Raw genomic sequence first — 14,774 nt, forward strand, 5'->3', positions numbered from 1 at the left:
GGGCTACCACACTGCAGACGGCGATGAACCTGTAGCCCGGGCAAGGCGCGTTAAGCGCCGCCCCCGGGAGCAGCGTGCAGAATACCCCTTGTAGAGAACAGAGCGGCTGAATTCCCGGAGGCGATGCTGCGCATCTGTCCGGGCTACCACACTGCAGACGGCGATGAACCTGTAGCCCGGGCAAGGCGCGTTAAGCGCCGCCCCCGGGAGCAGCGCGCAGAATACCCCTTGCAGAGAACAGAGCAGCTGAATTCCCGGAGTCGATGCTGCGCATCTGTCCGGGCTACCGCACTGCAATCGGCGATGAACCTGTAGCCCGGGCAAGGCGCTTTGAGCGCCGCCCCCGGGAGCAGCGCGCAGAATGCCCCTTGCAGAGAACAGAGTGGTTGAATGCCCCGGAGGCGCTGCTGCGCCTTATCCGCACTACACCCGCCACTCGCTCTTTTCTTCACCATTCACCAGCAGCCTGCGGGTTTCCCCTGCAGGTAACGACACCTTCAACGCTTTCCACGCCGGTCGATAATCGCCGCGCGCGTTGACCTTCAGATTGATGCTGGCGCTATCGCAAACCATTTCCCACTCTACCCACAGCGCATGGCCATTCTGGTAACCCCAGCTTTCGCCATCATCCTCAAACAGCAGGCCGCGGCGGGTCCCCACGCCTTTCAGCGGGAACAGTTTCAGCTCACGACGATCGTCTTTTTGCGCATCGACGTGACGGATGCGTTCGCTGAGCGGCAGGCCTGCTCCGGCACGAACCAGCAGCGGCAGCTTTTCCAGCGGCGCATCAAGGACGATCCACTGCCCGCCGGCGAACCACTGGTGGCTATCAAAGTCGTACCAGCCGTCCTGATTAGCCGGCAGCCAGACGCGGCGCTGACGCTCACCGGGCTCGACGACGCTGGCGACCAGCAGATCGCGACCCAACAGGAAGTCGTCGCATTCGGCAAACGTCTGCGGATCGTGCTCGTGATCGAGGAAGGTCGGGCGCAGCATCGGTTCATCGTCGGCGTGAGCCTGCCAGAGCAGGGTATAGAGGTACGGCAGCAGACGATAGCGCAGCTCAATGGCCGCACGGATGGCCGGCGTGATTTCCGGATACATCCACGCTTCATTAACCGTCTGGTCGTCATTCCATGAGTGAATGGTAAAGCGCGGATGCATAACGCCGTTTTGCACCCAGCGAACGAACAGTTCCGGGTCCGGTTTATCGCCAGAGAAGCCGCCAACATCGTGGCCGACGTTGAACAGTCCGGAGAGGCTCATTCCCAGCCCCATCCGGGTGTTGTAGCGCAGCGTATCCCAGTTAGTACGGTTATCACCGCTCCAGGTCTGAACATAGCGCTGCATCCCGGCGCAGCCGGAACGAGAGATAAGATACGGACGTTTGTGCGGCGCAAAGCGCTGCTGAGCCTCCAGCGACGCGCGCATCATCAGCAGCGGCATGACCGGGCGAATATGTTTAATGGCAATCTCCTGGCCAAACCCATAACAGCGGGCTTCGCCGTCCCACACTTCATACTCGTTATTATCGTTCCACGTGGCGTCGATACCCATCTCCAGCAGCTGGGTTGTCACGCCTTCCTGCCACCAGGCGACGGTCTGCGGGTTGGTAAAGTCGAGGTGCGACCCTTCGTCGTCCCAGAAGCTGGAGCGCTCGGGGGCATCGGCCTGTGAATCACGAATAAATAGCCCGCGTTCCGCCACTTCGTTATAGCGCGGATGGTCCTGCAGCAGGCAGGGCTTAATATTGGCGGCGAGCTTCAGCCCGGCATCGTGGAAGGCCTGGCTCATCACCTGCGGCTGCGGCACTTTATCGTAGTTCCAGTTAAAGACATAGCGTTTGCCATTAATCGAGGTATAGCCGGATGAGAGCTGAAACGAATCGCACGGAATGGCGTGTTCATCGCACAGACGGATAAAGTTCATCAGCTGGTTTTGCGCATCCGGCGCGTCGGTGTAATGCATCGTCGAACCGCTATAGCCGAGGCTCCATTTTGGCCCAAACAGCGTTTTACCGGTCAGGCGAACGAAGGCTTTAGTGATATCCAGTACGCGCTTGCCGGTGAACAGATAGTAATCGATGTCGCCAGCTTCCGCCTGCCAGCGGCGATAGGCGGTATGGTAATTATCGATTTCGTTACCGAGATCCAGCCAGCAGCTGCTCAGGTTATCGTAAAACAGGCCGTAGCTGACATCGCTACGCTGCGCGATGGTAAATGGAATATGTTTATACAGCGGGTCGGTGCTCACCGCGTTATACCCCATCGCGTCGAGGTTACGCATCTCATAGCGTTTGCCGGTACGCTGCAGATCGCCCGCCTTCTCACCCAGACCGTAGAAGCGCTCATCTTTACGTCGGCTCAGGTAGTGGGCAACGCCGTCGCCGTGCGCATTCGCCAGATAGGCGCTGGTCGGGCGGTCGTTCGCCAGCGGCTGCCACTCGTCGGCTTCATCGCGATAGCTCCATTCCAGCCACAGCGGCTGGTGGACGATAACGCGCAGCTGTTCGGTGGCGATACAGAGGGTGCCTTCCTGTTCCGTGAGCTGCCAGGCGGGGAGGCTAAAGCCGCTTAGCTCTTCGCGAGGACGGCCTTCCCACGGCACATCCTGTCCGGGAGCGATACTCCAGGTGCGATCCACCGCCAGCTGACCGTGCCGTTTCAGCAGCACGCGGAACATATTCTCTTCCAGAACGTACAGACACAGGGTGTGTTGGCCGTCGACGGTCAGCTCAACGTGGTGCTCCAGCCGTTGGCGTAAAGTCCAGTTTTTCAAAGTCTTCATTTTTTACATCCACTCTCAGGCGCGTTTTGCGCGACGTTCAGCAATAAATGCCACCAGGAATACCGCGCCAATCAGGTCAAAGAACCCCATGGCGATAAACAGCGGGTTGAAGCCGATTTTGTCGGCGGTGACCCCAATTAACAGTGAGAACAGAAAGCTGGCGATCCACGCGGCGGATCCGCGCATGCCGTTCACGGTCGCCATCTGTCCTTTATCGAACGACTCCACCACCAGCGCGCTGAGCATGCAGGAGATAATCTGGTGACCGAAGCCGCCTATTGAAATCAGTACGATGGTGATATAGGGATCGCGGGTGATCGCCACGGTGGCGAGCGAAATCATCAGGAAGGCGCCGGTCACGGAGCTGGCGACCACCGAGTTCACCCGTGAACAGCCGAACCAGCGGGTATACAGTTTGGTCAGATAGCCGCTGGCGACGCTGCCGAGGTCGGCCGCCAGAAACGGTAGCCAGGCGAACATAGCGATTTGCTTTAAATCCATTCCGTGCTCTTTTGCCAGATAGAGCGGTACCCAGAAGCTCAGCACCGCCCAGGCGGGTTCCGCCATAAAGGCCGGAATGGCGATACCGTAGAAGCGCTTGTTTTTTGATACGGTTTTCAGCGCGGTAAAGAAGGGCAGTTTGACCGGCGGTGCTTCATTATCCTGCTGGATCAGCGCCAGCTCAGCTTTCCCGAGGTTAGGGTGCTTCTCCGGATTATGATAAAACGCCCACCACAGCACGACCCACAAGAGCGCCAGCGCGCCGGTGAACATGAAGGCGCCCTGCCAGCCGAACGAGGCGTGCGCAAAGTAGATAATCGGCGGCGCCAGCATGGCGCCGACCGAGAAACCGACGCCAGCCCAGCCAGCCGCTATCGGCCGCTCGGATTTTGGAAACCACTCACCCAGCGTTTTGGCGTTGGCTGGCGTCGCCGCAGCCTCAGCGCCGCCCATAAAAAAGCGCAGGATCGCCAGGTGCAGCCAGCTTCCCGCACCGGCATGGGCAATGCAGGCGACGGCCCACAGAGTGGCGCAAATCATAAAGCCGAGCTTGAGGCCGATTACGTCGATGAGCCAGCCGCAGAGCGGCTGGAAAATGGTATAGGCCAGCTGAAATGCGCCGACTATCCATGAATACTGTTCGGTGGTAATCCCCAACGAGGTTTTTAATTCCGGGGCGATAATCCCCAGCGAGTTGCGCGTAATGTAGTTCACGGTCACGCCCAGCAAAAACAGCACCAGTATCCACCAGCGCAGATTTTTTACTATGCGGCCTGATTTACTCACCGCCATATCATTATTGAGACCTTGGCTCATAGAACTCTCCACGAGACATGTAGTAGGGAAAATTGACCAGCCTGATTCCTGAGTGGTCGCTAAAATTTTCTGTTTCGTTGTTCGATAATGCTGCTGTTCCGCCACGATTGGTTGACTTATTTGATTTGTGGTGGACCAATTCAGGCTAAGGGAGAAAAGAGGTGGACCCTAGCGGCAATTCTGCAAATTTTTTCATGAGCCGATCGCGATCGCAGTAAGAAGCGGGCAATTCCCTTAAAAATATTCATATTCTGAATATGAAAATTTTTTCATCAGCAAATTAGAGCGCGATCACAAAATGGATAAAAAGCTAAAAGTGAGCGAAATAGCGGGCCGCACGGGGCTCTCTGTCAGTACGGTATCGCGAGTGCTGGCAGGGAAAGCGAATACCAGCGCCAGGGCCCGCCAGAGGGTTCTGGAGTGCGCTCGCGAGCTTGGCGTCATGGACGGTATCGCCGCCGGGAGAATGCTGCTCAATAATCTGGTGGTCTTTGCCCCTCAGCGGGCGTTCGATGAGCGTACAGATATTTACTACTATCGCGTTATTCAGAGCATCAATTCGGCGTTGGTGCCCCATGAGGTGCATCTGCGCTATTGCGCGCTGGAGGAGAATGACAGCGATGCCAATTTGTTTTTGCAGCGTATGCATGAAACATCGACCCAGGCCGCCATCTTACTGGGAATCGACGATCCGCATATTCACGATCTGGCGGCGGACCTGGCTAAACCCTGCGTGATGATTAACTGCCACGACGCCGGAATGCGCCTCCCTTCCGTCGCGCCGGATCATCGACTGATCGGTCAATTCGCCGCCCGCTATCTGTTTGAGATGGGGCACCAGGCGATCATGAACGTGATGTGTCTGCGCCGCTATACCATGGAACTGCGTTTACTGGGGATTAAGCAGGCGTGGCGTGCGCGGAATCTGCGCTTTGTCGATAGCATGGATTTAATCGACGTCGCCAATTTCAGCGCCCGGGATACTGAGACAAAAGTGGGCGAGTGGCTGGATCAGCGCTGTGATGGCCCGCTGCCAACGGCGTTTCTGGTAGGCGGTGATTTTATGGCGGCAGGGACGATCGCTGCTCTGCAGAAGCGCGGATTACGCGTGCCGCAGGATATTTCTATCATGAGTATCGACGGCTTTAACCTGGCGGCGATTCAGGATGTGCCGTTAACCGCTGTCCACGTCCCGCGCGATGAATTAGGCGTTGAAGCAGTACATTTGTTGCAGCAGAGGCTGATTCGTCCCGATGCGCCGCACGGCTCACTATTATTGCATGGTACGCTGGCGGTACGTGATTCGGTGCGGCGGATACGTGCCGGTAACCGCCGCACCGCCGTTGAGCCTAAGGGGTTATACGACGATTAATCCGCCATCCCCAGCGCCCGCTTGCCGTGGACATTTAAATCCTCCAGCGTGAAGCGGCCTTCCCAGTCGGTTTCATAATCTTCACGCGGGAAATCTCCCGGCGAAGCGCCGCGCGCCAGCGCGGCTTTAACCTTCTGCGCGTAGGCGAGGTTTTTCTCACACATCGGCGCGGCGGGAATATACATGACGTTGCCCCAGCCTTGCTGATTTTCCACCGGCGCGACTGAGTGGATGACGTCGCAGTGCCACCATACCGAATCGCCCGCATTGAGCGCCGGAATAGAACTTAAGGCTTTGATCAGCAGCGGGTGCCATTTTTCCGAAATCGGCAATACCTTGCCCGGCGCGACGCCGCACAGTTCATCCTCCGGCACATCGTCGAGCAGCGGACGCAGCAGTACGTAAGCCATAGCTTCCGGGATCGGCACGACGTGCAGCAGGCCCTGATCGGGGATCATATCGGAGAGCGCGGTCCAGCCCTGGAAGGTACGGAATACCGAGCATTTGGTGGTATTGTCGACCGTGTACTCTTCGACGTCAGTACGGTGCGCCGCGTCCCACGGGTCGTAAGCATCAACATTGCCGTTAAACACGTCGGCAAACACTTTCTGATAGGCCGGTAGCAGCCAACGTTCCAGGGCGCCGGAATCGGTATGCGCGCCCAGACCTTTCGAGGTGGTTCCCGGCGGGCGGCGGCGAATACGGTCCGGGTAAATAACGCTGATATCCGGGTTAAACCACTGCTTGCCGTCGTGGTTAAACGTCCACAAGCGGTTAAGAAATGACTGCGCGGCGGCCATTTCATCGCTCTGGCGCGCCTGCATCTGCGCCTGGGACCAGTAAATCGGATAGATTTCCGGGCGCGACGCTTCCAGTGAACCGAAAAAAGTATCGCCGGGGCCTTTGTAGACCTCATCGAAATGGTTGCGGTCCAGATACGCGAGCATCGAGTTATCCCATCCCAGCGCCTGTTCGCGGGGAAAATGGCCCTTGATCACCACGCAGCCGCGACGCTTGATGAGCTCGCGCTGGGCTTGCGTAACCCGATCCCGGGCAATATCGGCGAACGGGATTGTCGGCCAGACGTCCTGTCCGCTGGTTTTAAGGGCATCAATCTCTTCCACACGCGCAGCGATTCGCGCCGTCAGACGATCGAACACCGCCTGCACGTCGCCAATTTGCGCCCGCAGCTCTTGCTTGATCTGGCGGATGGCCGCTTTTGGGTCGGCAGGTAAAGTTTCACAGGTACAGGTAATAGCCATAATGACCTCTCATCTTTCATTCGAAAGTATTAAATCTTACATACGATAATTTAAGTTAAAATTAAGTTAATGCAAGTTTAAAATTATGCGGAGATGCACAAAATGGAAAATCGGGGCGGTAAGCCCCGGAGAGGCGTTACTTGTCGAACGGGGTGGCGTGGTCGAGGACGGCCTGAATCACCTTCAGCGCGCCGTCGTGGTTGTTGTCATCGGTAGCATAACGCGATACCGCTTTAATGCTTTCGGCGGCATTGGCCATTGCGAAAGAGTATCTCACCAGCTTCAGCATTTCCGTGTCGTTCGCGCTGTCGCCGATGGCTACGCACGCCTGCGGCGAAATGTTCCAGCGCTTAAGCAAGCGGCTGATACCGTTGGCTTTATGCAGGCCGGGGATGATCAAATCGACGAAGCCAAAACCGCTGGTGACCGGCTTCATAATGCCGTCCAGCGAGACGTGCAGTTTGTCGATAAGCTGCGGAATTTCGCTATCCGGCAGGTTAAGGGAAAACTTAAACAGCTTATCGTCGATGTCATGGTAGCTGCCAATACGCTGCAGACGATGGTAGTGCTTTGACATCAGCGCGACAAAGGCGTCGGGCGCGCGATCGCTGACGTAAGCGCTCTCGAGGCCGCAGGCGACAAAGTTGAGCTGCGGGTCTTTGAGCAGTTCGCCAATCACCACCTGGGATTCATGGCGGGTAAGTTCACCGTGGAACAGCTGTTGACCGTGTTCGAAAACCAGCGCGCCGTTCTCGGCAACAAAGGAGATTTGGTCGCGGATTTCCGGGAAAAAAGAGATCAGCTGATAGTACTGGTTGCCGCTGGCGACCACAAACTCAATACCCTGCTGCTGGAGTTGCGCGAACTGCGCAAGAAAACGCGAGCGATCGTACTGCTTGGCGTCATTGAGAAAAGTTCCGTCCATATCGGTGACGATAACTTTAACGGTCATAACACATGCTCCTGGCTTAACTTCGACCAGTAACATTCTAATTACAATGTGATGGGGAGCACAAATTTATTTCGAATGAAAGTTTGTGTTCACCCTTGTGCAACATAAAACCCCGGATTGCGGCGTAAACGCCTTACCCGGACTACCGGCCCGCAAACGGCTTCGAACCTGTAGCCCGGCTAAGCGCAGCGCAAGCCGGGGGATGTGGCTTACAGCGTATGCTCGGTACGGGCGATAATATCGTCCTGAGCATCCGGCGACAGGGCGGTAAAGAACGCTGAGTATCCGGCCACGCGGACCACTAAATCACGATACTGGTCAGGATGTTTCTTCGCTTCCAGCAGCGTTTCGCGCGACACGATGTTGTACTGAATATGCCAGCCTTTGTGCACCTCGAAGAAGGTGCGCAGCAGCACCATCAGTTTCTGCTTATCCGACTCATTCTCCAGCGTAGCCGGGTTCAGCTTCTGGTTAAGCAGTACGCCGCCAAGAATTGAGCCGGTTGGCAGTTTACCTACCGAGCTGATCACCGCGGTCGGCCCCAGGTGGTCGGTACCGGAAGCCGGACTTGCCCCTTCCGCCAGCGGCGAGTGCGCTTTACGGCCATCCGGCGTCGCCATCGTTTGAGCGCCAAACGGCACGTTGGCGGAGATGGACGAGGTGCCGGCGTAGTAGTTACCGCCGATCGGGCCGCGGCCATAGCGCGGGTTATGATACAGCTTCAGCTCATCAATATAGGTCTGGTAGGCGCGAGCCAGCAGAATATCGACGCTATCTTCATCGTTACCGTATTTCGGCGCGCCGTTGATTAAGCGCTGGCGCAGCTGCTCGTGGGTCAGGCCTTCGAAGTCTTCAGCCAGCGCTTTGGCCAGCTCTTGTTGACCAATGACGCCCTGGTCGAACACCAGTTTCTTCACCGCCGCCAGGCTGTTGCCGAGGTTAGCGATACCGACCTGCAGACCGGATACCCAGTCATATTTCGCGCCGCCCTGCTTGATGCTCTTCGCACGCTCAATGCAGTCATCGACCAGCGCCGAGCAGAGGATATCGTGCACGTTCTCTTCCAGCATGGTATCGACCACGTACTCAATCTCGATAGATTTGCGCGTGTAGTAGCGGATCTGCGTATCCCAGTCGGCCAGGACCTGTTCAAAGTTGTCGAAGTTGCCTTTTGACAGCGCATGTTCCTGCGGCAGGAAAACCTGGCCGCTGGTGGCGTCGCGGCCGCCTTCCAGGGTTGCCAGCATGACGCGGGCGAAGTTGATAAAGCTCATCCCGGTGCAGCGATAGCCCCATTTACCGCCGACGGCGGTTTCAATGCAGCCGATAGCGGCATAGTCGTAGGCATCCTGCGGCTCGATCCCCAGCTTGATAAATTCCGGGATGACGATTTCATCGTTGTTGAACGCCGGCATGCCGAAGCCGCAGCGGATCACCTGCACGCAGGCGTCGAGGAAGTCGTTGCTCATGCCCGCGTGATAGCGCACGCTGAGGTTAGGCTGAGTCGAACGCAGCCGACCGCAGGATTCCAGGATGGCGTAGGAGAGCGGGTTCACCGCATCCTGCGCTTTACCGTCCACCAGATTCTGGCCGCCGATGGTGACGTTCTGATACAACGGGCTCCCGGCGGAAGCCTTAGAGTGCGAGCCGGAGCGAATTTTGTTCACCTCCAGCAGTTTAAGCCAGCAGCAGTGCAGTAGCTCAATGGCGTGTTCGCGATCCAGAGAGTGTGCCAGCTCAACGTCGCGGCGGTAGTAAGGGTAGAGATACTGGTCCATACGGCCGAAAGAGACCGAGTGACCGTTGGACTCGATCTGCAGAATCAGCTGGATGAAATAGCACAGCTGCAGCGCCTGCCAGAAAGTTTTCGGCGGCTCATGGGCGATGATGTCGCAGTTTTCGGCAATCGCCAGCAGCTCGTCGCGGCGGGATTCACGGCTCTCCGTCGCGGCCATGCTGCGCGCCAGCCCGGCATAGCGCTTACAGTGTTCGCTCACCGCTTCCAGCACGATATCAATGGCTTTCAGGAACTGCTCGCCGTGCAGATCTTCCAGTACGGTCAGGTTAATGCGCGAACGGCGCTCGGCGACTTTCGCGCGCATGCCGTCGAGGCCTTTTTCCAGCAGCAGCGGATAGTTGACTGCAAGGTGAGCATCGCCGGAGGTCATATTGCCTTCCGCTTTGATAATGCCGGTGGCCAGCAGCGCTTTTTGCTCATCGGTGAACATGCCGTAGCAGCGGTCCTGTACCGTTTGACCGCGCCACCACGGACACACTTCGTGCAGCACGCGTTTGTTTTCTTCGCTAACGGCAAAACCGGCGCCGGGGCGATCGGCGAGGTCGTCGATCTCTTTTTCGATCCAGCTAACGGTGTATTCCGGGAAGATTGGCGCCGCGCGAACTTCGCTGGCCTGGTTGCCGACGATCAGTTCATCGTGCTTGATCCAGATTGTGCGTTCCGCCAGGTGGTGGGCCAGCGCCAGCGCGCGGCGTACCGGGATCGGCTTATCCAGATGCTGCTGATAGGCTTGGGTATAGTGCAGGGCGCGTTCGGTACAGACCGGCGGCTTGACGATATGCACCAGCGCCATTTTATGCGCCTGTATGCGCGGGCTCAGAGTATCCAGTTTCAACGTTGTCATAAGGTTATCCTCGTAAAGTCGCCGTTAAACCTTTGCTCTGAGCATAGTGCTGCGCGAAGGCGAGCAGCTCGGGTGCAGCAAGCGGTTTATCCGGAGCGGTATAGGGCTGACTGAGTAATTGGTATTTATTCATGCCTAACGTGTGGTAAGGCAGAAAGTGGATCTCGCCAACCTTTAAACGGTCAGCGGCAAAATCGGTAATGGCGGCGATATCGCTTTCGTTGGCGTTAAAGCCCTGGATCAGCGGTACGCGAATGATGATTTTCTTTCCGGCCTGCGCAACGCGCTGCAGGTTATCCAGTACCCGACGGGCGCTGCCGTCCGTCCACTGCTGGAAAATCGCTTCGTTGACGTGCTTGAGATCGGCGAGAAACAGATCGATAAACGGCAAAGCGGGTTCGACGTATTTCCACGGCACGTGCAGGCAGGTTTCGACCGCGGTGTGGATCCCCGCGCGGTGGCTGGCCTCAAACAGCTGTCGGGCCAGCTCGGGATTCATAAACGGCTCGCCGCCGGAAAGCGTGACGCCGCCGCCGCTGCGGTCGTAAAACGGTTTGTCGCGCAGCACCGTGGCCATAATCTCTTCGACGCTTTTCTCTTCGCCGCACACCGTTAACGCCGTCGTCGGGCAGCAGTCGCGCAATTTGCCGATATGCGCATCGGTGAGCTTTTCGCGATGGATAATCAGACCGTCCAGCTTACGGGTAATCACTTCCGGCGCAGCCTGCTGGCAGAGGTCGCAGCCGTCCAGGCAAAGGCGGGCGTCGTACAGCAAATCCGCCGTGCGGGCGCGGCTTTCCGGGTTCTGGCACCAGCGGCAGCCCAGCGAACAGCCTTTGAGGAATACGACAGTGCGGATCCCCGGGCCGTCATGGGTTGAGTAACGCTGAATGTTGAAGATCATGATTCACCCTCTTGTTTGCATATGAAGATTAAATTACTTTCGAATGAAAGTTGTATTGATATAAATCAACAAGCAGAAGGAGGGAGGAAAATGGAGGCTAAAAAGCCGCTGCGGGTCACAAATCATCCGGCGACGGCAGTCGCCGGAAAAGGGCTAAGGCGTGCCACACACCTCACACTGAGGGTTACGCATCAATTTCATTTCGCGGAACTGGCAGCGCATGGCGTCGTACATGACGATTTTTCCCGTCGCCGGGCTGCCGTAGCGGGTCAGCAGCTTTATCGCTTCCATCGCCTGTAGTGAACCAATGGTGCCGACCAGCGGCGCCATCACCCCGGCTTCTACGCAGGTGAGGGCGTTTTCGCCAAACAGACGGCTCAGGCAGCGGTAGCAGGGTTCATCTTCCTGCCAGGTAAAAACGCTGATTTGCCCTTCCATGCGAATTGCCGCGCCGGAGACCAGCGGTGTTTTATGACGAAAACATCCGGCGTTGAGCTGGTTACGGATCGCGACGTTGTCGGTACAGTCGAGCACCAGATCGTGGGCGGCGATTTGCGCCGCCAGCGCCTCGTCTTCCAGCCGCGCGTTGAGCGCCGTGAGCTGAACGTGGGGATTAATCCGCGCCAGCGCGGCGCGGGCGGAGTCGACCTTCGGCTGGCCGATGGTGGCGTCACTGTGCAGAGTCTGGCGCTGAAGGTTGGAGAGCGAAACGGTGTCGAAATCGAGCAGGGTAAGCAGGCCGACGCCTGCCGCCGCCAGATACTGCGCGGCGGCGCAGCCCAGCCCGCCGAGGCCGACAACCAGCACGCGGGAGGCTTTCAGCTGCTCCTGACCGTCAAAATCGAAATCGCGCAGAATAATCTGCCGGTTATAGCGCAGCATCTCCGCATCGCTCAGCTCCACGCTCATTACAGCCCTCCGAACAGATGATTAAAGGGCTCAACGTCCACCCATTCGCCCGCTTCCACGTTGCCGCGCTCGCGCTCCAGCACGATAAAACAGTTGCCGAGGCTGAATGAGCTGAAGATATGCGATCCCTGGTGACCGGTGCTGTTAACCGTCAGTTCGCCGTCCGGACCGCGCTGCAGCACGCCGCGTTGAAAATCGAGTCGTCCGGGCGATTTTTTCAGATGGGTTGCGGCGCGCACGCGCAGACGCATCGGCTGAGCCTGCCCACCGTTGCCGGAGAGCTTCGCCAGCAGCGGCTGGACCAGCTGGTAAAAGGTTAGCGTTGCGGAAACCGGGTTACCCGGCAGACCGCAAAACCAGCTGTGGTTGAGCTTGCCGAAAGCGAAAGGTTTACCCGGTTTAATCGCCAGCTTCCAGAAGCCGATTTCACCCAGTTCTTCGAGAATCGCTTTGGTGTAGTCTGCTTCGCCGACGGAGACGCCGCCGGAGCTAATCACCACGTCTGCCTGTCGATCGGCCTCGATAAAGACTTCCCGCAGCTTAGCTGGATCGTCGGGAATAATGCCGAGGTTAATGACCTCGCAGCCCAGCTCCTGCAGCATCAGGTGTACCGCCAGGCGATTAGTATCGTAAATTTGCCCGTCGGCGAGGGGCTGGCCCGGCAGCTGGAGTTCATCGCCAGTAGAGAAAACCGCCACGCGCACTTTGCGTATCACCTCGACGTCGGCAATCCCCAGCGAGGCCAGAACCGGCAGCTCGGCAACGGTCAGGCGGGTGCCAGCAGGGAAAACGACCGCACCGTGGGCGATATCTTCGCCGAGACGACGGATATTCTGTCCGCTTTTCACCGGCGCGAGGAAGCGGATGCCCCCATCGGTTTGTTCCGTCTGCTCCTGCATCACCACCGCGTCGCAGCCTTCCGGCACCGGTGCGCCGGTCATAATGCGGATACAGGTGCCCGCCGGCCAGTCACCGTTAAAAGGTTGACCGGCGAAGGCCTTGCCGGTGACCGGCAGCGCTGCGCCGTCGGTGAGATCCGCCAGGCGTACCGCATAGCCGTCCATTGCCGAGTTATCAAAACCAGGCACGTTGAGCGGTGAAACGAGATCATGGGCGGTCACGCGCGAAAAGGCCTGCAACAGCGGTACGGTTTCCGTCGCATTCAGCGGCGTAATACGATTGAGCATCTGGGTCAGGGCTGTGTCGAGCGGCATCAGTCCGGCGGTAAAATCCATGGGTTTCTCCTGCGGGCAAACATCGAAAACGCCTATTATACCTTAAATAATTCGCGTTGCAGGCAGGCGGCGACGTAGGGACAAATTCGTCGGGAACGAATTTGAACAGCTGAAGGCTGCCTCTGGTGAGGGACAAGGATGTCCCTCATTACATCCCCGGGAGCTTACTTCAGTAAGTGACTGGGGTGAGCGACAAATCTGTACGGAACAGATTTGAACGCCGTGTAACGGCGGCCCGTCAGGGCGAGGCTCATGGATGAGCCGAGTAACGAAGCCAACGCACATGCAACTTGAAGTATGACGGGTATATGGCAGAAACGAGAGACGGGCTATAACCCACCTGGGTACAAGCTTTACATCACCCTCCGCTCTTTCTATATTCAAAAATTGTATAGGACAGTCAGCACGATAATGATATTTATACACTTTATCGTTAAGGAATGGCGCGATGGGTAAGGCGGTTATAGCAATTCACGGCGGAGCCGGGGCGATTAGCCGCGCGCAGATGACGCCGGAGCGCGAGCGGGAGTACGTGGCAGCGCTGTCGGCGATTGTCGATAGTGGACAAAAAATGCTGGCGGCCGGGGCCAGCGCGCTGGATACGGTAACCGAAGCAGTTCGGCTGCTGGAAGAGTGCCCGCTATTTAATGCTGGTATTGGCTCCGTGTTTACCCGCGATAGTCGCCATGAACTCGATGCCTGCGTCATGGATGGTTACAGCCTACAGGCGGGAGCCGTGGCCGGCGTTCAGCATTTACGCAATCCGGTGCTGGCGGCGCGGCTGGTGCTGGAGCAAAGTCCGCACGTGCTGCTGATTGGCGAAGGGGCGGAAGCGTTTGCCGCTTCCCGCGGTATGGCGCGCGTCGATAACAGCCTGTTTTCTACCCCTGAGCGTTTACTGCAGCTGCGTCAGGCGCAGGAAGGCGACGATATCGTGCTCGATCACCACGCCGCGCCGCTGGATGAGCGGCACAAAATGGGGACCGTCGGCGCGGTAGCCATGGATCTGACGGGCAACCTCGCGGCGGCGACCTCAACCGGCGGGATGACCAATAAGCTACCGGGACGCGTCGGCGACAGCCCGCTGCCGGGAGCGGGCTGCTACGCCAATAACGCCAGCGTCGCCGTGTCCTGTACCGGTACCGGGGAAGTGTTTATGCGGACCCTGGCGGCCTACGATATTTCGGCGCTGATGGAGTATAGCCAGCTCAGCCTGCAGGAGGCCTGCGAAAGGGTAGTGATGGAGAAGCTTCCGGCGCTGGGCGGTAGCGGCGGCCTGATCGCCATCGACAGAGAAGGCAACGTGGCGCTGCCGTTTAACAGCGAAGGCATGTACCGTGCCTGGTGTTATGCGGGCGATACGCCCACGATTGGTATTTATCGCGAATAAGAGG

Annotated in this window: 10 protein-coding genes; 2 read left to right on the forward strand and 8 right to left on the reverse strand. The window is 58.0% G+C overall.

What is annotated here, in order from left to right; translation table 11 throughout:
* Positions 1-423: 423 nt before the first annotated feature.
* Both K2184_RS11765 and K2184_RS11770 read right to left on the reverse strand, forming a co-directional pair.
* On the reverse strand, positions 424-2,787 hold the full coding sequence (locus K2184_RS11765; RefSeq protein ID WP_163525162.1) for a glycoside hydrolase family 31 protein: 2,364 nt from the start codon (positions 2,785-2,787) through the stop codon (positions 424-426).
* A gap of 15 nt (positions 2,788-2,802) precedes the next feature.
* A complete protein-coding gene (locus tag K2184_RS11770) occupies positions 2,803-4,104 on the reverse strand; it encodes an MFS transporter (protein WP_004100512.1) in 1,302 nt (433 codons plus the stop codon).
* Between the two features lie 298 nt (positions 4,105-4,402).
* Here K2184_RS11770 and K2184_RS11775 point away from each other — a divergent pair, with 298 nt between their 5' ends.
* Entirely contained in the window at positions 4,403-5,476 is a 1,074-nt protein-coding gene (locus K2184_RS11775; RefSeq protein WP_047720111.1) for a LacI family DNA-binding transcriptional regulator, read from the forward strand.
* On the opposite strand, the gene K2184_RS11780 is transcribed toward K2184_RS11775, so the two are convergent.
* The 6 genes from K2184_RS11780 to moeA form a co-directional block, all read right to left on the reverse strand.
* Complete coding sequence (locus K2184_RS11780; RefSeq protein ID WP_004100516.1) at positions 5,473-6,738, reverse strand: DUF1479 domain-containing protein; 1,266 nt, start codon at positions 6,736-6,738, stop codon at positions 5,473-5,475. The two genes, K2184_RS11775 and K2184_RS11780, sit on opposite strands and share 4 nt — an antisense overlap.
* A 136-nt stretch (positions 6,739-6,874) precedes the next feature.
* Complete coding sequence (locus K2184_RS11785) at positions 6,875-7,690, reverse strand: Cof-type HAD-IIB family hydrolase (protein WP_004100518.1); 816 nt, start codon at positions 7,688-7,690, stop codon at positions 6,875-6,877.
* A gap of 209 nt (positions 7,691-7,899) precedes the next feature.
* Entirely contained in the window at positions 7,900-10,332 is a 2,433-nt protein-coding gene (locus K2184_RS11790) for a formate C-acetyltransferase/glycerol dehydratase family glycyl radical enzyme (RefSeq protein ID WP_004100520.1), read from the reverse strand.
* 4 nt (positions 10,333-10,336) lie between these two features.
* Positions 10,337-11,236, reverse strand: coding sequence for a glycyl-radical enzyme activating protein (locus K2184_RS11795; RefSeq protein WP_004111617.1), 900 nt, complete (start codon positions 11,234-11,236; stop codon positions 10,337-10,339).
* 153 nt (positions 11,237-11,389) lie between these two features.
* Positions 11,390-12,145, reverse strand: coding sequence for a molybdopterin-synthase adenylyltransferase MoeB (gene moeB, locus K2184_RS11800; protein ID WP_004100525.1), 756 nt, complete (start codon positions 12,143-12,145; stop codon positions 11,390-11,392).
* Entirely contained in the window at positions 12,145-13,380 is a 1,236-nt protein-coding gene (moeA, locus tag K2184_RS11805; RefSeq protein ID WP_049591116.1) for a molybdopterin molybdotransferase MoeA, read from the reverse strand. The genes moeB and moeA overlap by 1 nt, the downstream gene beginning before the upstream one ends.
* A 448-nt stretch (positions 13,381-13,828) precedes the next feature.
* Here moeA and iaaA point away from each other — a divergent pair, with 448 nt between their 5' ends.
* Positions 13,829-14,770, forward strand: a complete 942-nt coding sequence (iaaA, locus tag K2184_RS11810; RefSeq protein WP_023320623.1) for a beta-aspartyl-peptidase — start codon at positions 13,829-13,831, stop codon at positions 14,768-14,770.
* The last annotated feature ends 4 nt before the right edge of the window (positions 14,771-14,774 follow it).

It is taken from the genome of Klebsiella sp. K5-306 (assembly GCF_051835185.1).
Classification (GTDB): Bacteria; Pseudomonadota; Gammaproteobacteria; order Enterobacterales; family Enterobacteriaceae; genus Klebsiella; species Klebsiella oxytoca.